At 36.1% G+C, this 23,540-nt stretch carries 21 protein-coding genes and 1 pseudogene; 11 read left to right on the top strand and 11 right to left on the bottom strand.

The features are described 5' to 3' along the window. Nucleotides 1-36 precede the first annotated feature (36 nt). From MKY70_RS03770 to MKY70_RS03755, 4 genes are all read right to left on the bottom strand, one after another. Entirely contained in the window at nt 37-1,509 is a 1,473-nt protein-coding gene (locus tag MKY70_RS03770) for a sodium:solute symporter family protein (protein ID WP_341023254.1), read from the bottom strand. Then, complete coding sequence (locus MKY70_RS03765; protein ID WP_002029838.1) at nt 1,506-1,703, bottom strand: DUF3311 domain-containing protein; 198 nt, start codon at nt 1,701-1,703, stop codon at nt 1,506-1,508. Before MKY70_RS03765 ends, MKY70_RS03770 begins: the two co-directional genes overlap by 4 nt. A gap of 1 nt (nt 1,704) precedes the next feature. Then, the gene (locus tag MKY70_RS03760) at nt 1,705-2,880 is read right to left on the bottom strand and encodes an amidohydrolase (RefSeq protein WP_341023251.1); all 1,176 of its coding nucleotides are present in this window, start codon (nt 2,878-2,880) and stop codon (nt 1,705-1,707) included. Nucleotides 2,881-3,009: 129 nt separating this feature from the next. Then, nucleotides 3,010-3,720, bottom strand: coding sequence for a C39 family peptidase (locus tag MKY70_RS03755; protein WP_088031328.1), 711 nt, complete (start codon nt 3,718-3,720; stop codon nt 3,010-3,012). A 390-nt stretch (nt 3,721-4,110) separates the two neighbouring features. On the opposite strand from MKY70_RS03755, the pseudogene MKY70_RS03750 reads away from it, so the two are divergent. The 8 genes and pseudogenes from MKY70_RS03750 to MKY70_RS03715 all read left to right on the top strand — a co-directional run. After that, nucleotides 4,111-4,318 (top strand): annotated as a pseudogene (locus MKY70_RS03750) (amino acid permease); the annotation flags it as partial. Nucleotides 4,319-4,612: 294 nt separating this feature from the next. Continuing rightward, on the top strand, nt 4,613-5,488 hold the full coding sequence (locus tag MKY70_RS03745; protein ID WP_002010605.1) for a cytochrome aa3 quinol oxidase subunit II: 876 nt from the start codon (nt 4,613-4,615) through the stop codon (nt 5,486-5,488). Between the two features lie 33 nt (nt 5,489-5,521). Then, nucleotides 5,522-7,456 carry a cytochrome aa3 quinol oxidase subunit I gene (qoxB, locus tag MKY70_RS03740; RefSeq protein WP_002063826.1) on the top strand — a complete coding sequence of 645 codons (1,935 nt, stop codon included), beginning with the start codon at nt 5,522-5,524 and terminating at the stop codon, nt 7,454-7,456. A 13-nt stretch (nt 7,457-7,469) separates the two neighbouring features. Then, nucleotides 7,470-8,072, top strand: a complete 603-nt coding sequence (gene qoxC / locus MKY70_RS03735) for a cytochrome aa3 quinol oxidase subunit III (RefSeq protein WP_002029841.1) — start codon at nt 7,470-7,472, stop codon at nt 8,070-8,072. Continuing rightward, nucleotides 8,073-8,384 carry a cytochrome aa3 quinol oxidase subunit IV gene (qoxD, locus tag MKY70_RS03730; protein ID WP_002029843.1) on the top strand — a complete coding sequence of 104 codons (312 nt, stop codon included), beginning with the start codon at nt 8,073-8,075 and terminating at the stop codon, nt 8,382-8,384. A gap of 269 nt (nt 8,385-8,653) precedes the next feature. Continuing rightward, a complete protein-coding gene (locus tag MKY70_RS03725; protein WP_088031275.1) occupies nt 8,654-10,483 on the top strand; it encodes a monovalent cation:proton antiporter family protein in 1,830 nt (609 codons plus the stop codon). 18 nt (nt 10,484-10,501) lie between these two features. Next, entirely contained in the window at nt 10,502-10,792 is a 291-nt protein-coding gene (locus tag MKY70_RS03720) for a DUF4022 family protein (RefSeq protein WP_002090894.1), read from the top strand. A 14-nt stretch (nt 10,793-10,806) separates the two neighbouring features. Next, entirely contained in the window at nt 10,807-11,244 is a 438-nt protein-coding gene (locus MKY70_RS03715; protein WP_088031276.1) for a GNAT family N-acetyltransferase, read from the top strand. Between the two features lie 33 nt (nt 11,245-11,277). On the opposite strand, the gene MKY70_RS03710 is transcribed toward MKY70_RS03715, so the two are convergent. The 3 genes from MKY70_RS03710 to MKY70_RS03700 all read right to left on the bottom strand — a co-directional run bounded on the left by MKY70_RS03710 (nt 11,278) and on the right by MKY70_RS03700 (nt 13,349). Beyond that, nucleotides 11,278-11,712, bottom strand: a complete 435-nt coding sequence (locus MKY70_RS03710) for a hypothetical protein (protein WP_061675082.1) — start codon at nt 11,710-11,712, stop codon at nt 11,278-11,280. 4 nt (nt 11,713-11,716) lie between these two features. Next, complete coding sequence (locus MKY70_RS03705) at nt 11,717-11,917, bottom strand: helix-turn-helix transcriptional regulator (RefSeq protein WP_000301182.1); 201 nt, start codon at nt 11,915-11,917, stop codon at nt 11,717-11,719. A 139-nt stretch (nt 11,918-12,056) separates the two neighbouring features. Then, nucleotides 12,057-13,349: an NCS2 family permease gene (locus MKY70_RS03700; RefSeq protein WP_341023243.1), complete on the bottom strand. Its 1,293-nt coding sequence runs from the start codon at nt 13,347-13,349 to the stop codon at nt 12,057-12,059. A 265-nt stretch (nt 13,350-13,614) separates the two neighbouring features. On the opposite strand from MKY70_RS03700, the gene MKY70_RS03695 reads away from it, so the two are divergent. Next, nucleotides 13,615-15,006, top strand: coding sequence for an amino acid permease (locus MKY70_RS03695; protein ID WP_002090901.1), 1,392 nt, complete (start codon nt 13,615-13,617; stop codon nt 15,004-15,006). A 181-nt stretch (nt 15,007-15,187) separates the two neighbouring features. After that, nucleotides 15,188-16,735: a DNA-binding protein gene (locus MKY70_RS03690; protein ID WP_088031277.1), complete on the top strand. Its 1,548-nt coding sequence runs from the start codon at nt 15,188-15,190 to the stop codon at nt 16,733-16,735. A 35-nt stretch (nt 16,736-16,770) separates the two neighbouring features. On the opposite strand, the gene MKY70_RS03685 is transcribed toward MKY70_RS03690, so the two are convergent. Next, on the bottom strand, nt 16,771-18,492 hold the full coding sequence (locus tag MKY70_RS03685; protein WP_341023239.1) for a DUF2339 domain-containing protein: 1,722 nt from the start codon (nt 18,490-18,492) through the stop codon (nt 16,771-16,773). A gap of 138 nt (nt 18,493-18,630) precedes the next feature. Continuing rightward, on the bottom strand, nt 18,631-19,932 hold the full coding sequence (brnQ1, locus tag MKY70_RS03680; protein ID WP_430538056.1) for a branched-chain amino acid transport system II carrier protein BrnQ1: 1,302 nt from the start codon (nt 19,930-19,932) through the stop codon (nt 18,631-18,633). A 253-nt stretch (nt 19,933-20,185) separates the two neighbouring features. Between brnQ1 and MKY70_RS03675 the strand changes: the two genes are divergently transcribed. Next, nucleotides 20,186-21,571 (top strand): peptide MFS transporter, encoded by a 1,386-nt coding sequence (locus MKY70_RS03675; RefSeq protein ID WP_002167113.1) that lies wholly within the window; start codon nt 20,186-20,188, stop codon nt 21,569-21,571. A 30-nt stretch (nt 21,572-21,601) separates the two neighbouring features. Here MKY70_RS03675 and MKY70_RS03670 read toward each other — a convergent pair whose 3' ends face one another. Next, nucleotides 21,602-22,705 (bottom strand): YHYH domain-containing protein, encoded by a 1,104-nt coding sequence (locus MKY70_RS03670; RefSeq protein ID WP_283749386.1) that lies wholly within the window; start codon nt 22,703-22,705, stop codon nt 21,602-21,604. 145 nt (nt 22,706-22,850) lie between these two features. Further along, nucleotides 22,851-23,483, bottom strand: coding sequence for a class A sortase (locus MKY70_RS03665; protein WP_002125281.1), 633 nt, complete (start codon nt 23,481-23,483; stop codon nt 22,851-22,853). Nucleotides 23,484-23,540 lie beyond the last annotated feature (57 nt).

The following is a 23,540-nucleotide window of genomic DNA, read 5'->3' as shown; positions in this document are numbered from 1 at the left end:
AGCTATCTCTTTTCGAAGATAGCTCTAACACGCGTGTTACTTTTCTACTATTATATTGTCTGTCTTTATAGATACACTTTTCGTGAATCCACTAACTATAAACATCACAATAATATTAATTAACAATGCGACTATACCTACATTCAAATCTTTTATATATTGCGGGAAACCTGGAAACATTGTAGCTATAGTAGAACCAGATAAGGTGATATATGCAACAACTAACAGCCCAATCCCCATCCCCGCAATCGCTCCTTGCTTCGTAATAATTTGCCGAGGAAACAAACTACATACAAGCGCAGGGAAAAGTTGTGTCACTATACTGTATCCCATTAAAAGAAGTGCCCCTATTGTTTCTCCTCCTTTAAATGTAAACAATACTGCTACGAGCGTTACTACAGGCACAAATAATTTTGCAGCTTTAGCAACTTGTCTATCTGAAGCAGATGGGACCATCGTACGATAAATATTTTTTGCTAACAATGTAGAAGCGGCCATAACAAGCATAGATGCTGGAACTAATGCCGTTAATACCCCAGCACTACCAATAATTCCGATAAACCAAGGATCAAAAGTTTGTAAAGCAAGACGGAATAATGAAAGATCTACATCTGCTCCCTTTAATCCTGGAACTTGCAGGATAGCAGCAAAACCTGCAAAGAACACAAAAAGCAAAACTAAAGAATAGAGAGGCATAATTGCTGCATTTTTCCTAAATACTTTTTCACTTTTCGCTGAGAAAGCTGAGGCAAATGTATGAGGCCACATATAAAAACCGAGAGCCGTTAATATAATAGTAGAAACAAACCAAGAAATACTCATTCCCTTTTCAGGTAAAGATAAAAAACCTGGTTTTGCAGCTTCTACAGCTTCAAACATCGGTTGAAATCCTCCGTAATAATGATACGGTAAATATATACCTAAAAACATAACGATAAATAGTATCATAATGTCCTTCAAAGCAGCTGTCCAAGCCGATCCATGTATACCTGAAACCATTACATAAATAGTTATAACAATAGCACCAATCCATACCGCAATAACAGGTGTCACTCTTCCATAGGAAGCTTCCGAAACGATGATTCCTAATCCCTTTAATTGCAAAACAAGATACGGGATAATCGAAATAACACCAATAATTGAAACAATTACCCCAAGCGTCTTACTCCTGTATTTCTTCGCAAAGAAATCTGATTGTGAAATGAGGTTATGTTCTTTTGCATACTTCCAAATTGGAGGCAATAAGAAATACGATAAAATATAAGCTAATGCACCATACCCTAAAATATAAAATGTAGGAGCTCCTTTACTATAAGCCCAGCCACTTCCTCCTAAAAATGTGAACGTCGTATAAATTTCCCCTGCCATAAGGAGAAAAACGAAAATAGTTCCAAATCCTCTTCCTCCAACTGACCATTGTTCTAAATTCATATCTTTTCCATGTTGTGCCCGAATTCCTAAAAATAGTGCGAGAAACAAAAATATAATAATGATAAATAATGCAGTCATTTTACGTCCCCCTTATTAGCAGGATCGAATACGTACACAAGACCCATACAAAGAGACGTAATGAGCACTGATAATAGTACCCAAAATAATAAAAATGGCATCCCCCATACGTAAGGAGTGACCGAATTTGCAAATACTGGTCCAACTACTAAACAAAGAACTGGAATAAGTGCTAGCACGTGTATTTTTTTCATCTCATTCTCCTTTACTTATAAAATTCATAATAGATGATACAAAGACTTCCACTCCAATTGGTAATGCGTCTTCGTCAATTGTAAAACGAGGGTGATGATGCGGATATATAATTCCCTTCTCTTCATTTCCTGCCCCTATAAAAAAGAACGTCCCTGGTGCCTTTTGTAAAAATGCTGAAAAATCTTCTCCTGCCATCGTTGGCTGTAAACGAACAACTCTTTCTCTTCCATACAGCTGTAATGCTGTATGTTCAATAAGCTCTGTAACTTCATAATCGTTCACAACTGGGCGATATCCATATTCATAAGAAAATGTATACTTAGCACCGTAGGATTCTGTAATATGTTTTACAATCCTTTCAAGCTTCTTCTTTGTTTCTTCTCTTAATTCATGCCTTAAACTTCTCACTGTCCCTTCAATCTCCGCTTGTTCCGGGATAACATTATGAGTTGTCCCAGAATGAAATTGCGTAACAGATACTACGAGAGAATCTAACGGATTCGTGAGGCGAGATACAATTTGCTGAATTTGCGAAACTACTTGCGCACCAATGGCGATACTATCAACTGTTTCATGCGGAATTCCAGCATGCCCACCTTTTCCCTCTATCGTAATTTTAAAAACGTCCGGCGCCGCCATCGCAGGACCATAAATTACACCTACTTTTCCAACCTCTAATGACGCCCAAAGATGAGCACCAATAATGTAATCCACACCTGTCATCACTCCCGCTGCGACCATTTCCTCTGCACCGCCCGGAAAGTTTTCTTCTGCATGTTGAAATAAAAAGCGAATCTCTCCTTTAACTTTCTCTCTTTCCTCTACCAACTTATGTACTACACCAAGCAATATTGCCATGTGCCCATCGTGACCACACGCATGCATCACACCTGGATATATAGAAATAAAATCAAACTTATTTTCTTCATGAATAGGAAGAGCATCCATATCAGCACGAACCGCGATAGTTTTACCAGGCTGCCTACCAATTAACTTTGCCATTACACTATATTTAGTAGGCCTTGAGACTTCTAAATACGGGATTTCCCGAAGTATGTCGAATACAAATTGAGATGTTTTTTCCTCTTGAAAAGATAACTCTGGATACTTATGAAAATGCCTTCTCCACTCAATCAACTGATTCTTTGATAAAACAAGTTCCTTTGCGACATCCATTTCTCTTCTCCCCTTCTTTACCAAGTTAAATGTTATTATAGCGTGAATTGTTAACTTCTGAAAGAATTTTCAGAATTTTCTATAACGAATATTCAAAAAGAAAAAGCCATCTCAAGATGACTTTTCATTTTATAAAATAGTAATTGCTTGTTTCCCCATTTGCTCCCATGCCTTTTCAAATTCAGCACGAGGAACAGCTTTTCGTGGATTGTTTGCAAGAGGATCATTTACGTATACAAAGTTTTGATCATATCCAATTACTACAACACTATGCTCATAATATGTAATTTTCACTTCACCTGAACTCGTATTCCATGTTTCAAAACTACTTTCGGCTAATGGTTTAAACGTTGTATTAATAATTACCCATACTGGAGAACCAGAACTAATTACTTTATATAGATCTTGCACGTCTCTACCCGTTAAATTAATTACTTTTTCAGGAACATACTTTTCTGCTAAATTAAAAATCGGTTGATTATATACACCGTATCCCGGCTCAGCTTTCGTGTAAATATTTCCAACGAATCCCTCATACGGATTTCCATGCAAACCATCTTGTTTAAATGGAACGCGATGAATTTCACTAGCAAGTTGCATCTTATCTACTTGTACACCTTTATGTTGTAGTAGCATAGTTAAACTTGTCACTTCACAACCTCTAGGTAATTCAGGTAACTGTCTAATAAACGGAACCTCTGTAATCATTGCACTTTCTTTCATCTCAGAGAAAAGGTCTAACCGAAATTCTTGTGCCTTTTTCATAATTTTATCTTTCTCGAAAAAGAACACGACAGCAAGTATAATACCGAAAATAAAAATATATTTTAACTTTTTCATCATAAACCAAACTCCATTATATCAATTATTTTAAAGGCACAACTCCTATCATTGTACCTTTCTTCTTACTAGTTTGCTAGAAAGATTCTGTAAATTATTATTCACAAATACCTTTTTAAAATTTCGATTGTTTGAAATAGAAAGAAAAAAATATAATTTTTCACTGAAAAAACAAAATTATTAACCTAGTGAAAGAATCACGTTTCCTTCACTAGGTTAATAAACATTCTAAGGTATTTAGTCATAGTTAGTTTTTCCTTTACATACTCAGTTCACAACAAAATAAACCAAGTATGTTTTTCACCCCCACTAATGATTAAAAGCACCGAATAAAATCTAGTTAAAACATACAAAAAAATATGGGGGGAGGGACATATGGATCAACAAGCAGAATTAAAATACCGCACACCACTTTATCCAATAGTTCCAATCGTAGCTTTCTCACTCAATTTCCTTACATTTGTTAGTTTAGCTTTCATTCCAGATCAGAGAATTGCTCTTTATTGCGGGGTTCCATTTATGATCATTTGTTACATTTTGTACCGAGTTAAAGTTTCGGAAAGTTGTCACATTTGAGCAAAAAAGAAATATAACTTAGGTAACAAACTGAATATATTAAAAATTCAGTATTTTTCCTTATGATAAGATAATTTTTTTCTATTTATTGGGTATGTTGGTATAACTTTATTTATCTTAAAATTCCCACAATCACGTTTTTATCTGGAAAATAGTTTACAATGTTATCAAGTTACAAATGATATTCACCTTAAAAAGCGTGCATTTGTGTCTATTTTTTAACAATATAACAAAAACTATTGCCATCTATAAATTAATAGGTTTATATTGTTTTATTGGCATAGTTTCAATCCAAGGAGAAAGGAGATTTTCAATCGTGCAACTAAAGAAAGCATTTTGGAAGTTGGCTTCGCTTCTTCCGTTATCATTACTTCTGTTCCTCGGTGGCTGTGATAAAAAACTCGCAGTATTAAATCCGCAAGGACCTGTTGCAAAAGCACAGTATGATTTAATTGTTTGGTCATTCTTGCTTATGTCATTAATTATCGCAATTGTATTCATCTTGTTTACAGTCATCTTGATTCGTTATCGTGAAAAACCAGAGAATATGGACTATGAGCCACCTGATCAACATGGTAACACATTATTAGAAATCATTTGGACAATTATTCCTGTTATTATCGTTATCGCATTATCGATTCCAACAGTTAAAGCAACTTATGCTTCGGAAGAGGTTCCGCAAGAGTCCAAACATATTAAACCAGTTGAAATTTATGTTACATCTGCAAACTGGAAATGGTTATTTAGTTACCCGGAGGAAAAAATTGAAACCGTTAACTATTTAAACATCCCAGCTGGTGTACCAATTCAATTTAAACTGACTTCTGTAGGTCCAATGAATGCTTTCTGGGTACCAGAACTTGGTGGTATGAAGTATACAATGGATGGCATGATCATGGACTTATATTTACAAGCTGACAAACCAGGTTCTTACCTAGGTCGTAGCTCGAACTTCTCTGGTGAAGGATTTACTCACATGGAATTCGAAGTTGAAGCAAAAACTAAAGAGAAATATGATAAGTGGGTAAAAGAAGTACAAGAAACTGCCCCTAAATTATCAGAAAAGAAATATAACGAAATTATTAAACCTGGTGTAGTGGGGCGTATGACGTTCTCTAGTCACCACTTAAGTTATGTAGATCCAAAATCACTTGAATATTGTGATTACAACTACTACAAAAACAAAAAATAATAGCTATTATTCCAACAGATTGGAGTGAACACAGTGAAGCTTGATGAATTTTTTGTCACAGGTGACCCGATTATTTACGGAGCTGACGCTTCTATCGTTCTTGTGACATTAGCGATTCTTTTCGTACTAACAAAGTACAAAAAATGGAGATGGCTTTGGGATGAGTGGTTGACAACTGTTGACCATAAAAAAATAGGGACCATGTATATTATCTCTGCCGTTATAATGTTATTCCGTGGTGGTATGGATGGTTTAATGATTCGTGCCCAGTTAACATTCCCGGAAACAACTTATTTAAACGCTGAACACTATAACGGAATCTTTACAACACATGGTACGGTAATGATTCTTTTCATGGCAATGCCATTCGTTATGGGATTAATGAACCTTGTAGTACCATTACAAATTGGTGCTCGTGACGTTGCATATCCGTTCTTAAATGCTTTAAGTTTCTGGTTATTCTTTGTCGGAGCAATGTTATTCAACATCGCTTTCGTAATCGGTGGTTCTCCAGACGCTGGGTGGACTTCTTACTTCCCAATGGCAGGTACAGAGTTTACTTCTGGTGTAGGAAATAACTACTACGCAATTGCATTACAGATTTCAGGTCTCGGTACGCTAATGACCGGTATTAACTTCCTTGTTACTATCTTAAAAATGCGTACACCTGGTATGAAATTAATGAGAATGCCAATGTTTACTTGGTCAATCTTAATTACAACAATTATCATTATTTTCGCTTTCCCAGTATTAACAGTTGCTCTTGCATTAATGACATTTGACCGTCTATTCGATGCTCACTTCTTTACGATGGCGAGCGGCGGTATGCCAATGTTATGGGCCAACCTATTCTGGGTATGGGGTCACCCTGAAGTATATATTGTTATTTTACCGGCATTCGGTATTTTCTCTGAAATCATTAGTACATTCTCACGTAAACGTCTATTCGGTTACAGTGCGATGGTGTACTCGATGGTTGCAATTTCTTTACTAAGTTTCGTCGTATGGCTTCACCATTTCTTCACTATGGGTGCAGGTCCAGCGGTTAACTCATTCTTCTCGATTTCGACAATGGCGATTTCGATTCCAACCGGTGTTAAGATCTTTAACTGGTTGTTTACACTGTATAAAGGACGTATTCGTTTTACAGTTCCAATGCTTTGGTCATTGGCATTTATTCCAAACTTCGTAGTTGGTGGAGTTACAGGGGTTATGCTTGGAATGGCAGCAGCTGATTATCAATACCATAACAGCTACTTCCTAATTGCTCACTTCCACTACGTATTAATCGCAGGTACAGTATTCGCTATGCTTGCTGGATTCACATACTGGTATCCAAAAATGACAGGTCATATGTTAAATGAACGCCTAGGTAAATGGACATTCTGGATCTTTATGAGCGGATTTAACATCTGTTTCTTCCCAATGTACTTCTTAGGTTTAGACGGTATGACTCGTCGTATGTACACTTACTCTGAAAGTCTTGGATGGGGCTGGCTAAACCAAATCGCATCTGTTGGTGCTGTAATGATGGCTATTGGCTTCCTAATCCTTTGCTATAACGTAATTTGGAGTGCACGTCACGGTGAGCGTGACACAACTGGAGATCCATGGGACGGCCGTACACTTGAATGGGCAACTCAATCTCCTGTACAACATTACAACTTCGCGAAACTTCCTGAAATTAAAGAAGCTGATGCTTTCTGGTTCATGAAAAAACGTGGAGAAACAATTACACCAACAGCAGATGAATTAAAACCAATTCACATGCCAAGTAATTCTGGTGTGCCTATTATTGCGTCTTTATTCTTCGGTCTTGCAGGTTTTGCATTAGTATTTAGCTGGTTCTGGATTGCAGCAATCGGTGGTATTGGTATTTTAGGTTGCTTAATCTATCGTTCATTCGATTATGATGATGGCTACTACGTAAGCGTTGATGAAATTAAAGAAACAGAACATATAGCATGAGAGGTGAAATGACATGGCGGCTTTAGATAAAAGCTTACCTTTGGAATATCAATCCGAGCAAAGCAGATTGAATATCCTAGGATTCTGGATTTTTCTTGGGGCTGAAATTATGCTGTTCGCAACACTTTTCGCCTCTTATCTAGTCCTTGCTGGTCGTACGGCTGATGGCCCAACACCAGCGCAATTGTTTGAAGTTAAAACACTTTTAATTCAAACACTGTTACTTTTAACAAGTAGCTTTACATGTGGGATCGCAATTCACGAAATGCGTAAACACAATCAAAAAGGAATGTTAGCTTGGTTTATCCTGACTTTACTTTTAGGTGCAGGCTTCCTATTCTTTGAAATTGAAGAATTCATTTTGTACGTTGGTGAAGGTGCAACGATTCAAACAAGTGCTTTCTTATCGGCATTCTTCGTTCTTCTTGGAACGCATGGTGCCCACGTAACAGGTGGTATCATCTGGGCAACTTGTGTTATTATCCAAATTTTAAAACGAGGTTTAACACCAGTTACAGCTCGTAAAGTATTTATTATCAGCTTATACTGGCATTTCCTTGATCTTGTTTGGGTCTTTATTTACACACTAGTTTACTTGAACGGGATGGTGGCGTAAATGGGTCAAAATAACAACCAAGCAAACGGGCATGGGCATAGCGGATTCCCATGGTCACACGTTTTCGGATTTATTTTATCGCTTGCACTAACGTTTCTAGCGTTATACGTGGCACTTTACACAAACCTGCCACTTTCAACGATATTAACAACTATCATCATAATGGCAGTTGCGCAAGCGTTATTACAATTAATTATGTTCATGCACTTAAAAGAAGGAGAAGGAAGAATTCAAGTTCTTACAATGATATACAGTTTCTTCGTTGCAACTGCAACAGTTGGTCTTACTGTATGGATCTTCTTCTCAATGTAATTTGCATGAAAAAGACTGCTGGGATTCCTCAGCAGTCTTTTTTTATCCCGCATTAACGAGCAGTAAGACCCCCACTGATTAAAGTTTCACTTTATCCCCTCCCCTATTACATCCACATTACGGAATTAACAACAAAATCATGAAAAATATACTTATTATGACAAATGTTAAGAAAACTCTTTCTTTATGAAATCGAAACCATATCCGTTGCTTTTCTTCCTATTATATGGCTAAATAGTTACTATATTTATTTGAAGGGAGAGAACGCAATGGAACATCATTCTTCTGTTCTATCACTTATGGTTGTCGTCGCAATCGCGTTTTTCGTTCCCCTTTTGTTACAGCGCTTTAAATTAAACGCACTTCCTGTCGTTGTTGCAGAAATTATCGCAGGAATCTTTGTAGGTAAAAGTGGATTTAACATCATTGAGCCAGACATGTGGCTTCAAGTCTTATCAACACTAGGGTTTATCTTCCTAATGTTTTTAAGTGGTTTAGAAATTGACTTTTCGATCTTTAAACAAAAAGGGAAAAAGAATACGACAAACGAACCGAACACATTCCAAGCAGCAAGCATTATCTTCTTGTTTATTTTCATTTTATCTTATGCCCTATCATTAATATTCGTATGGCTAGGATTCGTAGACAATGCAATGTTCATGACTTTAATTATTTCAACTATTTCTTTAGGTGTTGTCGTACCAACATTGAAAGAAAATAACTTAGGAAAAACCGCAATCGGGCAAATCATTTTATTAGTCGCTGTTATTGCAGACTTAGTTACAATGATTTTACTCGCTGTATTCGTCGGATTAAATTCCGAAAGTGGCCAAAGCATGTGGCTTCTACTTCTTCTATTCGGTGCTGGTATTGTAATTTACTTTGTCGCAAGACGGTTTAAAAATATTCCATACCTAGAAAGCTTAAAAGCCGGTAGTGTACAAATTGATACACGAGCTGTTTTTGCACTCATCTTAATATTAGTTGGATTATCTGAATCTGTTGGGGCAGAAAATATTTTGGGAGCCTTTTTAGCAGGTGTACTCGTATCTTTATTATCACCAAATGAAGATATGGTTGAAAAACTTGATTCCATCGGATATGGCTTCTTCATTCCTATTTTCTTCGTAATGGTTGGTGTAAATCTAGAAGTATGGTCTATTTTTAACGAGCCTTCTAGTATGCTAATGATCCCAATTCTAATTGTGGGACTCTTTATTTCAAAACTGTTGCCATCACTCGTCTTACGAAAATGGTACCCACGCAATATCGTACTCGGAAGTGCTATTTTGTTAACATCAACACTTTCTTTAGTTATTGCGGCTGCACAAATCGGTGAAAAGCTAGGCATCATTAGCCCAAGTTTATCAGCATCTCTTATTTTAAGTGCAGTTATTACTTGTATTTTTGCACCTATATTATTTAAAAAGATGTTTCCAAAAGTGGAAACACCAAAACCGAAAGTATCTATTATTGGTGCAAGCAGAATTACCCTTCCGTTATCACTTGATTTAAAACGTGAAGATTATGACGTAACACTATATATGATACGTCAAAATAAAATAAATGATGAGGAAGCGAAATCTCATGACTTCCCTATTGTAAAATTAGATGAGATTACTATTCAATCTTTAATGGAGCAACAAGCTTTCGAAGCAGACCGTGTTGTTGTTGCGACAAGTGATGATGAACAAAACTTATTATTAGCAGAACATGCAAAAGAATTAGGTGTTGAACACGTCATCGCAAGTGTAGAAGATCCCCTTCTACAAGAAAAAGCGACTCAAGAACATATCGCTGTATTCTCGACTATTAACTCTACACGTATTTTATTACGTGCACTTATTGATAAACCGAGTCTCGTTCGCTTGATTACAACAGCAAATGAAACGGTGCGTGAGGTTGAACTACGAAGTAATAAATATAACGGCTTAGCACTTCGTCGCCTTCCGTTTCTAGGTGATGTACTTGTCATTCAAATTTACCGTGGTAATAAAGCATTAATACCACATGGTGATACGAAGTTACAGCATGGCGATACTTTACTTGTAACGGGTTCAAAAGAACATATTGATACAATGAAAAACATATTAGAATAGAAAATGCCCCTCACATAAATGAGGGGCATTTTTTCAATTTCATATGGTAAAATGTTACTATCACATATTATGGGGATGAATCACATTATGTCTATTTCAACTTTAGCTCTCTTATTATTAGCAGAAGTACTCGTCGCCATTATTCTCATCGGTATTAGCATTGAAATTTGTAGTTATGGATGGAAAAAATCGAATGGAATTAAGTACTTTTGTCTCTTAATTTCACTCCTTCTCGGAACAGCTAGCATACTAGGACTTCTCGTTGCACCCGCATATTTCTTCTTACAACTTATAGAAAAAGGCTTATAAGAAAGGGTGATATTATGATTACAGTGAAACATATTGATGCATCTGAAACATACTTATTACGTCAAAAGGTTTTGCGTCCCAATCAATCATTAGAAGATTGTAAATACGATTCAGATTACGAAACAGACGCCTTTCATTTAGGTGCATTTCTACATGATGAACTTGTTAGCATCGCCTCTTTCTCTAAAGAAATACATCCTGATTTAAAAGCTGGTAACCACTACCGTCTACGAGGAATGGCAACATTACCTAATTTCCGAAACCAGCATGCTGGCAGCTCCTTAATCCGTAAAGCTGAACAAGTCCTCCAAGAACGCGAAGCAAATATTCTATGGTGTAATGCCCGAATTACCGTAGCGGATTATTACAAACCATTAGGCTTCCATGAGCATGGTGAAATCTTCGAGATTGATCCAATAGGACTACATAAAGTAATGTATAAAGAAATATAAGAAAAGCTTTCTGCAATATGCAGAAAGCTTTTCTTATATTTCATTTTCACTTTTTATTTTTTTCATATATATGTATATAAACAAACTAGGAATTAAAAAGCAAACAAACATAATAACTCCTGTTATACCAATTTCCTTTATCGAAATATCCGGTGTTACAATGATACAAATAGCTAACAGTCCAATAACAATCCCTACTGGAATTAATAATAGTTTCATGAAATAACTACGTGATACTCCACCTGTATGCTCATACACTTCCACCGAATTTTTTAAGTTTAAAAAGTTAATAACTATTATCCCGCCCATAAATACCATTAATAAATCCGAAACACTTTCATACCCTGCCCCTTGCAAGACGTAACGGTAAAAAACAATGCCTAGTATGACGACATTTTGTAAGATGAAAGCCAATCTAATATGTTTTAATCCCTCAATCATTAAACGTTCATCTTTCACGATTTTCACCCTATCACTCCTTTTCCTCCCAAAACAAATCATTCAATGTTTTATCTACTGCATAACAAATTTTCAAACATAAATCTAAAGATGGATTGTATTTCCCCTTCTCAATTAAACTAATTGTTTGCCTTGTGACGCCTACTTTTTCTGCTAATTGTTGTTGTGTTAAATCTAACTGAACACGTGCGACTTTTATTTTACTTACAGCCATTCATGTTCCTCCTCTGCCTTTATTGTAACATATATATTCCATTAAGTAATTTATATTTTACGTAATTGATTTGTTTTTTTCACTTTATTATACACAAAAAAGGAGCCTCTCATAAGAAGCCCCCTTTCCTATCTCTATACTATAAGAATAAATGACATCCAAATAAAATTGTAAATAAATATAGTAACGGATGTACTTCCATCCCTTTCCCCTTCACAATTTTTAATACTGGATACACTAAAAATCCAATTGCAATTCCATTTGCAATACTAGACGTTAACGGAATACCAACGAAAATTAAAAATGCTGGTAATGCATCTTCAAATTCATTCCAATTAATATCACGAATGCTTTGTGCCATTAAACTACCTACAATAATTAATGAAGGAGCTGTAATAGCAGCTACACTTGATAAAGACGCGATAACAGGGCTGAAAAATGCCGTTATAATCGTTAGACCAACAACTACAATACCTGTTAATCCAGTTTTACCACCTGCAGCAATACCAGCTGACGATTCAATCGTTGCTGCTGTTGGGCTTGTTCCGAAGATAGAACCTGTCGTTCCACCAATCGCATCTGCAATAAACGCTTTGCCAAAACGTTTCTCTGTATTATCTGTAATTAAACCAGCTTGTTTAATTAAACCGAGTAATGCACCTGTCGTATCAAATAAAAGTACAAGTAAAAATGAAAATACAACACCATATAATCCATACTGAATTACATCTGAAAAAGCATTGATTGGATTTGAAACGATAATACCCTCTGGTAAATGAGGCATCGCTACAATTTTATCCTCAAACTTCAGTTGCTCCGTAAAGAAGGCGATAATTCCTGTCACAATCATACTAATAAATAATGCACCACTCACACGTAATACCATTAATACTGCCGCTAAAATTAAACCAATTAAAGTTAAAATAACGGCTGGAGAATGAAAATCACCAATCGTAACTAAGTTAGATGGATGATCCACGATAATTCCAGATAGACGTAATCCAATAAAAGCAATAAATAGTCCAATTCCACCTGCAATTGCATGTTTTAAACTGTCAGGAATTGCGATAATTAGCTTTTGCCTAAATGAAGTGAAAGATAATAAAAGAAAAATGATACCTGTTACAAATACTGCTGAAAACGCAATGACATATGTAATCCCCTCTGCCTGTTGAACAACAGAGTAAGCAAAATATGCATTCATCCCCATAGCTGGAGCAATAACAATTGGATAGTTAGCTAAAAACGCCATACATAGCGTCCCAATAACTGTCGCAATAATAGTTGCCGTAAACGCTTGATCAAATGGTACACCTGCATCAGATAATATTTTCGGATTGATGACAAGAATATACGCAAATGTAAAAAAAGTTGTGATGCCCGCTAAAAGCTCTTGCTTCACAGAAGTGTTATATTTTTGTAATTGAAACATGGCTATGTACCCTTCCTACACCTGAATTATTATCACACATTCTTTTCTTACTAGTATGTGAGAAAATATAATACTTAATCTTAACAATCAATAAAAAGAAGAGTCAATATATTCTCTAATAGTGAGAATTTTAAGTTTAAGTCTGACAAGTTCAGATGTAGTACAGTTCATTTTGATTATTTTTGTAGCATAACAGATAGAAATGTTTTATAATTTGAAATAGTTAAATATTTAGGTAGCTCATTCTACAAGGGGGATTCTTCTTATGCAGCACACAAACAAATCTGGAACTTTAAATCGAGGTTTAAAAGAACGACATATTACTTTAATGTCACTCGGTTCGGCTATTGGCGTTGGGCTATTTTTAGGATCTGCTTCTGCTATTAAACTAGCTGGTCCTTCCATCTTACTAGGTTATATGATCGCTGGACTCGTTATTTTTTTCATTATGCGAGCGCTCGGAGAAATGGCAATTGAACAACCGGTTGCCGGCTCTTTTAGTAAATATGCTAATGATTATATCGGCCCACTTGCTGGCTATATTACTGGTTGGAACTACTGGTTCTTATGGGTTGTTACTTGTATGGCTGAAATTACGGCGGCTGGAATTTACATGCAGTACTGGTTCCCAGATATCCCGCGCTGGACTTGGGCACTACTCGCTCTATTATTAATGAGCGCTTTCAACTTCTTATCAGTAAAAGTATTTGGAGAACTTGAGTTTTGGTTTGCTCTCATTAAAATTGTCACAATTATCTGTATGATAGTGATTGGCTTTGGTATTATTCTATTCGGATTTGGAAATGGCGGCGTTGCAACTGGTATTTCAAATCTTTGGGAACATGGGGGCTGGTTCCCAAATGGCTTCTCTGGATTATTGCTTTCCTTACAAATGGTATTATTCGCTTATTTAGGCGTTGAACTAATTGGTGTTACAGCTGGTGAAGCTCAAAACCCGAAGAAAACACTCGCAAAAGCTATCGATAACGTATTTTGGAGAATCCTAATCTTTTACGTCGGGGCATTATTCGTTATGATGGCAATTTATCCATGGAACGAACTTGGCGAGAAAGGAAGTCCATTCGTATTAACATTCCAACAAATCGGCATTGCAAAAGCAGCAGGTATTATTAACTTTGTTGTATTAACAGCTGCACTTTCTTCTTGTAACGGTGGTTTATTTAGTACAGGGCGTATGCTATTTACTTTGGCACAACAAAAGAAAGCTCCTGAAAGATTCGGTCGTTTAAATAAAAACGGTATTCCGAGTCAAGGAATTGTAGCAACGGCTATCGTTTTACTTGTTGGTGTTATATTAAACTACCTTGTGCCTGCAAAAGTATTTACATGGTTAACTAGTATTTCAACTTTCGGGGCAATTTGGACTTGGGGTATTATATTAGTCGCTCAAATTAAATTCCGTAAAGGATTATCAACTGAGAAAAAAGACAAGCTAACGTATAAAATGCCTTTACATCCATTAAGCTCTTACTTCTCACTTGGCTTCCTTGCACTTGTACTAGGTATTATGGCGTATTCAGAAGATACACGAATTGCATTAATCATTGGCCCAATTTGGCTTATCGGCTTAGCTATCGTGTATTACATGAAAGGGTTTCATAAGATCGATGAAACACCTAATTCAAAAATTAGTTAAACAAGCTATCCCTTCCTTATTAATTGGAAGGGATTTTTTATTGTCTATATAAATATTTCTCAACAAAATTCACTTTATTTTTACAATTTTTTAATATTTTTTACGTTTTCTGTCTTTATTTTTTCAGAAAAATAAATTACATTATTAAAGCACATATATTTATTATTAGGGGGATTCTTCTATGAAGAATAAAAAATGGATTACATTTTCTTTAGCAACAGCAATTACACTTAGTATGGGGAGTTCGTTCATACCGTCTACTTATGCCGAAAGCTCTGTAGACCCAGCTCCTGAAATTGCTGCAAAGGTTGTAAATCAAAACAATGGGAAGAAAGTATTATTTGATAATACGCACGGTCAAACTGCCGGGACAGCTGATTGGGTTATTGATGGCGGTTTTTCTGATTTCGGAAACGGCATTGCCCAGAACGGATATCATGTAAAAGAACTTCGTAAATCAACACCTATTACATACGACGACTTAAAAAATTACAACGTGTTTATCGTTCCAGAGGCAAATATTCCTTACAAAAAATCTGAACAAGACGCAATGTTACAATACGTGAAAAATGGCGGCAGCATTTTCTTCATTGCCGATCATTATAATGCAGATCGTAATAAAAACCGCTGGGACTCCTCAGAAGTGTTCAATGGATATAGACGCGGGGCATGGGATAATCCAGCAAAGGGAATGTCTAATGAAGAAACAACTTCACAAGCTATGCAAGGAGTAGAAAGCTCTGATTGGCTATCCAATAATTTCGGTATTCGCTTCCGTTACAATGCACTTGGTGATGTTTCAGCTAAAAATATTGTCTCACCTGCGCAATCATTCGGAATTACAACTGGCGTTTCATCTGTAGCAATGCATGCCGGCTCTACTCTTGCGATTACAAATCCAAAACTAGCGAAAGGCCTTGTATATCTTCCAGAAAATCCATCAAAATGGAATAACGCTGTTGATAGCGGCGTTTATAACGGTGGTGGCGTTGCAGAGGGGCCTTATGCTGCTATTTCGAAAGTTGGCCTTGGAAAAGCAGCCTTTATTGGTGATTCTTCTCCTGTTGAAGATGCTACGCCAAAATATGTTCGCGAAGATTCAGGTCAATCAAAGAAAACTTATGATGGTTATAAAGAAGAAAACGATGCTGTTCTATTAGAAAACATCGTGAATTGGTTAGCGAAGCAAGAAACATTTACAAGCTTAGATCAAGTGAGTGGTTTACAGCTTGATGCACCTACAGCTCTACAAACATTTGAACAACCAAGCTTATCAACAGAACCACAACCAGAACCTTGGAGCGCACCAAGTCAAGGTTACCAGTGGTTCAATACCAATACTTTCAAACCAGGTTCATACGGCTATAACAGCGCAGTGACAACGAGTGATTACGTAATTACTCATCCTAGCATTCTACCAAACAATGAAGTGTTCCAAATGAAGATTCAAGTAAATAACTTATTACCAAATACAACATACAATAATTATTCTTTAGGTATCTTCACAACTGGCGGAACACAGGTGGCAAAAGTTCAAAATACAAATGGCACTTGGCCGTCTTCTTTCGGATATAGCAGTACATTCTCTTTCATAACAAATAACCAAGGATCTGCTGAAAAAATTGTGAACGTACAACTTGATCCAAATACAACTGGACAGGCAACACTTCGTCTACGTCAAAACACAACAGCGAAATATAATGAAACTGTAACGATTAATAAAAAATAATGAAAAAGGCAATCCACATATGGATTGCCTTCTTCTCACTTCTCTTCTTTTGAGAAAAACATTCTTGAAATAACGATACCTATACTACCAACGATTAAGAATAACACCGCCCTGATCATCATCGACACCTCTGGTAAGTCGAGAAGGAATAACTTCCCTACTGTTACTACTAATACGACTAAGCCAGCATATAATATTTCGTTCATCTGTCTATAACGGCCAAACCAAACTGCAAATAACGCATATACCATCCATAATAACGATACAGATACGCTAATTATACTTCCATCTGTAGAAAGAACTTCACCGATTCTAGTAATTGTAATAAATACAATTACCATTAACGAGTAGAGCGCTATAGAGTACACATATTTACCAAAATTCGCTAACACTTCTTTCACTTGTCTCATGCAATAATAGAACGTTCCTATCAAAATAATATGAGCGACAAACCCTGCTGAAATGAACTCATCAAACGGGCTAAAAATCGTCTGTACCATTCCAATCGCATAAATCGTTGCACCTACATACAACTTAATATTTTGCTTTACTTTAATAGCAGTAACCATACCGAGGAAACCTTGTAACAATAATACGATCGCTGCATTCACCAAACTATACTCGTATAAAATCGCTAAACTAAATGATCCCATTGCAAAGCCAAATATTAGATTTGAAAATACAGAATGTTTATTCTTCCTATATTCAAGTACAAACATAACAGCATGCACAAATGCACTTATAACTAATCCCCACGTTGTAAATTCAGGAATTTGGGAGATAGCTAAAATAAAGAAAACTGCATTCGCACTAAATATCGCCAATCGTGCTTCTTGTATAAAACTTCTCTCCGAAAACATATGCCAAAATAATAGTAAATGAATTGCACCGTATACAACTGTTAACTGTACTTGCACATTCTCTACTAATATTGACATAACAACAAAGAAGACAAATAGGACAATTGCCGCAACAACATAAGAAATCATATACAAGTACTTATAACGGTTTCTCAATGCATACCATAATAGGCTAATTGTTAATATCGTCTCATAACTAAAGAAAATATACGTATTAGGAGTCGTACTATTTAACAAGAAAGGAACAAAAAATGCTCCCACCGCCACGAAAATAGCGAGATATTCCGATTTATATCTTTTCGCTAAATAAATCCCTAAAATAACCCATACAATATTACAGATAAACGCAATACTTGCAGGAATAAACTCATATAAATAATGTGCCGCAAACGTTGTTAAAACAATTCCCGTAATACTTCCTCCAGCTAATACTAACCCTAACGCTTGCCGCTCTCTTTTAATTTGTATATCTCCTACGTAATACAAACCGGCAGATAGTACTATACCAAACACAACCCGTATCGCTGGTGTCAATAATCCGGCATCTACCCCTGCTTTGAATAACCAAATAACGCCAAGTAGCATAATACCGACAAATATGCGTGGTAACCACGTTTGACAAAACTTTATAATATTAAATGGTTCTGGTTTAAATGCAGATATATCTACTTGTTTCACCTCTGGCTCTTGCATGGACTTCCTCGTCTTAACTACATCTTCTTGTAACTTTTCATTACTTACCGCTTCAATATATTCTTTCTTTTCCTTATTAACATTTTGTTGAACTTTATCTACTTCTATTTTTCTTTGTTTCGTTTTCAATTCATAAAGTGTCTCTTGCATCGTTTCAATTGCCGTTTCGAGTGCTTCTATTTTCTTGTTTAAATCCTCCTTCATATACTCCCCCCTCATCATCGATTTTCCAATCAACCTATATATTACCAATTACCCTTATCATACTATTAGTCTATTCATGTTCGATACCATTTTTCCAAAAAAGAAAGGTGTTTTCCGAAATAGGAAAACACCTCTTACTTATTTCTTCTTATTTATAGCAATACTAGCAATCATACCGAGGCAGGCACCTACAAATGCCGGAACAATCCAACCTACACCTTCTGTATAAAACGGAAGCATTTTTAGTAGTGGTGTCCATTTATTCATCAGTACACTTTTGTTTAAAATATCAATCGCACTAAATACCGCTACGAGTCCAATCGTTACCGAATATACGTATACATACTTTCCAATATACTTATGGAATAACCCTAAAATAATAAGCGTTAGTGCAACTGGATAAATAAATCCAAGAATCGGTACCGATACTTTTAAAATTTGCGTTAATCCTAAATTAGCTAAAACCATACTAACAAAACTTAATATAAATGCCCAAACTTTATAAGATACTTTCGGAAATACACTTGTGAAAAATTGACTACAAGACGTAACAAGTCCGATTGAAACACATAGACAAGCAACAGTAAAAATAAGACCTAATAAAACTAACCCACCCTGTCCAAATAATGTCGTCATAACTTGTGCTAACACTTTCGCACCGTTATCAAATGTACCCAATGAACCACTAATTGAACCAACATATCCAAGAATGACATAAATAATAGATAATAAAAGCCCTGCTCCAATACCAGCAATACTCATATATTTTGCTAAACCTTTATCATCCGCTACACCTTTTGCACGCAGAGCATTTGCAATAACAATCCCAAATATTAAAGCTGCTAACGCATCCATCGTTAAATATCCATCTAAAAATCCTTGGAACATAGGAGCTTGTCCATAATTTCCTGCAGGCTCTTTCACACCGCCTACTGATGTAAACATACTTTTTATAAATATAATAGCAATCATACATAATAATAAAGGCGTTAACACCTTTCCAAACAAGCCCATTAATTTAGACGGTGATAAACTTAACCAGTAAACAATACTAAAGAAAATAGCCGTGTACAATAACAAAACTACGCTACCCGCTTCTGGGAACAACTGGCCTGGCCCCATTTCAAAAGCTAAACTTCCTGCACGTGGTATACCAAGACCTGGTCCAATAAATAAGTACACAATACACGGAAAAATAATTGCAAATGAAGAATGAACCCTGCCCGCTAACGTTTGAAAACTCCCTGCTTTCGCAATAGCGATAACACCTAATATAGGAAGCCCTGTTGCTGATATAATAAAACCTAACAATGCAATCCATACATGTTCTCCTGCTTCATATCCAAGGAAAGGTGGAAATATAAGATTTCCGGCCCCAAAGAACATAGAGAATAACATAAGACTAATAAGCAAAATTTCTTTTTTCTGTAACAATTTCATTTCTTTCTCCTTCTTCAATTTCACCTTACATGAAATCAATTCCACAAATAAAAAAATGCGGTAATCCGCTTCCTTACAAAGAAAACATAGTCCATAGTCTATCACAAAAGAAACACCCATTCTATAGCTATTTCCCTTTTCAAATTTCTTCTGAAAAATCAACCTTTATTGACTTATAATAGTTAATAAGGTAAAATATTAATCATACAATACTATTAACTTTGTTTTTTGCTTGTGTCAGGAGGAAACTATTATGGAATCAGCGATACAACTAGAAAGAGAACAACAAAGAAAAAAGAAACATCCTCCAGGTTTATACTTACTCTTCTTTACAGAAATGTGGGAAAGATTTAGTTACTATGGATTACGAGGATTATTAACATTATATTTAACAACAGCTTTAGTAAGTGGTGGTCTTGGGTTTAGTCCCGCTTGGGCACTCTCTATTTACGGATTTTATACTGGTGCTTGTTATTTCACACCATTGATCGGTGGATACTTAACGGACCGTTTTCTAGGCAAACGAAAAGCCATCACAATTGGTGGTATAACAATGGCAATCGGTAACCTTACACTATTTGCCTTGCAAAACCAAGTCGGTCTATACCTCGGATTAGCGCTTATTATTATCGGTAATGGATTCTTCAAACCGAATATCTCTACACTTGTTGGAGAATTATACGAAGAAAATGATCCAAAACGTGATAGTGCATTTACAATTTTCTATATGGGTATTAACGTCGGTTCATTTTTAGCTCCACTCGTTTGCGGGTTTTTATCAGAAAATTTATTCAAAACAACAGTAGATGGCGTTGTTCATTTCGGATTCCGTTACGGTTTCTTAGCCGCTTCAATCGGAATGATCATTGGACAAATTTTATTTACAACACTATCAAATCGCTTCCTTGGTGATATCGGTAAAAAACCAACTCGCGATTTGCAAACGGATGCTGGACAACAAACAATAGGAAATACACCGTTAACAAAAAAAGAAAAACAACGTACAACAGTTATCGTCATTTTAACATGCTTTGTTGTCTTCTTCTGGGCTGGATTTGAACAAGCTGGTAGTTCGTTAACATTATATACAAACAAATTTGTAGACCGCTCTGTGTTCGGATGGGAAGTTCCAACATCTTGGTTCCAATCGGTCAATCCGTTATTTATTATTTTACTTGCACCAGCTATTTCAGCATTATGGGCGAAACTGGCAACTAGAAAAAATGGTGACATGAAAATCCCAACAAAAATGGGACTTGGTATGATCTTACTCGGTATCGGCTATATTGTTCTTGTTATCGCTACATTAAAAACAGGCAGTGACGAACATAACATTACAGAAAAAGCAAACTTACTATTTATCGTCTTTACGTATCTTTTCCATACGTTAGGTGAGCTATTCTTATCACCTGTCGGGCTATCAATGGTTAGTGCTCTCGCTCCAGTAAAACTAGCCTCTTTATTAATGGGCGTATGGTTAGCAAGCTCAGGTATTGCTAATATTTTAGGCGGACAGCTTGCAAGCTTCACAACTTCACTTGGATATGCTGAAGTATTCACAGTTATTGGCGCTGTGGCGATCGTTTTAGGTTGTGTTTTATTATCAATTTCTAAGAAATTAGTGAAATGGATGGATTAAAAAAAGATGAGGAATTTTCCTCATCTTTTTTTACGCTTTCTTTCCCTTTTCTATTGCTTGTTCATACAAGCCTTTATGTTCTTTATATTCACTTGGAACGAAACTCTTATAGAAGAACGAAAGCCAGCTGTCTCCTTTTTTATATCCTTCTTCTCGAATTTCCGCTGCCTTTTTATTTGATTTAAATCCTTCCGTAAACCATTTCTTTAATGACTCATGCTTGTCATACTTAGCAGGAACTTTTAAATCATAATTTTCAAATGCATATGTATATCCAGCTTTTTCCGCTGTCTTTTTAGCAGACTTATATCCTTTTTCATACGCGGTTTCATATACTTTCACATATGTATCCTTTTCAGTATTTCCAGGTTTCTTTTCAGCTAATTCTTTACCAGCCTTTTCACCAAGTTCCGCTTGTTCTTTTTCAATCTTTTCGGTTCTCTCTTTATTACCTACTTGGAAACCTTCTGCAAAGTTCCCCTTAAACTCAGGAGTAATTTGACTATCGTCCATTGCTTCTTGTGTTAACCCTTGCTCTTTACCTTTTTCAAAATGTGCTTTTTTCTGTCCTTCTAAAGACCATGCCGCAGCATACGCAGTTGTAAATGCTTGTTTATATGCATCTGACTTTCCAGCTACATGTCCTTCTGCATTATTCTTTCCTGCTTTAAAATCTGTCTCTCCGCTTTTTTGCCCTTCAGCTTGTCCCTTTTCAGCCTCAGCTTTACGCTGCGCTTCCTCTGCCTTACGTGCTTCTTCTGCAGCACGCTGTCTCTCTTCCTCTACTTTGCGCTGTTCTTCTGCAGCACGCTGTCTCTCTTCCTCTGCTTTACGCTGTTCTTCTGCAGCACGTTGTTTTTCTGCCTCTGCATTGCGCTGCGCTTCTGCTTTTCTTTCAGCTTCTACAGCACCATTATTATTTTGACTAGGCGCAGGGCTTGTTGTTCCACCGCTAGAAGCTGGTTTATTGTGATAATGATATTCCCCGTACTGCAATCCCCATTTTTCACAATTTGTACGACACGTATGTCCACCATTAGCATCTGTACGTCCTGGATGTGCATAAGCAGAAATTGGCGCTACCAATAACGCTACACTTGTTGTTAAAAGAAGTCTTTTTACTTGCTGTTTCACTTTTGTTCCTCCCAAAATCTAGAATCATTACTTTATTATATAAAAATAGAAAAATATTTAAATACCAACTAAAATATTCTTTTATTTCTCAACATTGGATAAAAAAAGAAGGTTCACTCTTTAAAGAGTGAACCCTCTTTTTTCTTTATTTCTTAGCCTTTGTTCCTACTAAATCACCCGTAATAACAAAACGCTTAGAATTATCCTTAACAGATACACATGTAATAAGTGTTATCTCATCTTTCCCATGATCCTCTACAACTTCCCATTTATCAGGAGTCACTTCAGATACACCGGTAACAGTATACTCATACTCATTTGCATTGTCATACAAATAAATTTTATCGTTCTTCTTTAAAGTTGATACATCACTAAATAAAACACCTTTTTTTGACATATTATGCCCTGCAAGTGCATAATTCCCTTGTCCCATTACTTGATTTTCTTTTACCGTTGCCGCACCTGACAATAAATTCTTCTCAGTTGATGCTTTTAAAACAGGAAGTTCTAATGAAATACTTGGAATGGAAATACGACCAACTACTTGTTTTTTATCTAACGATGCGTTCGCTACTTCTGCCAAGTCTGGTTGATTAATTTTTGAAGCATCTACAAATTCCGTTTCATGCTTTTCATAATCCATCTTTTGAACAGCCTGTACATTTTCAGTCTGTTTCGTTTCTGCCTTATATCCATCATAGAATGGCTTTCCGATTAATACACCACCTACAACAAATAGAAGGATTGCTACTATACTATAAATTCTTTGCTTGTTCATATACTATTCCTTTCCCTTACAAAATCTTACTCTATATAAAATGATAAAATAATATTG

The sequence above is a fragment of the Bacillus sp. FSL R9-9492 genome, assembly GCF_038007365.1.
Lineage (GTDB): Bacteria > Bacillota > Bacilli > Bacillales > Bacillaceae_G > Bacillus_A > Bacillus_A mycoides.
This window is presented reverse-complemented; position numbering and strand designations above follow the sequence as displayed.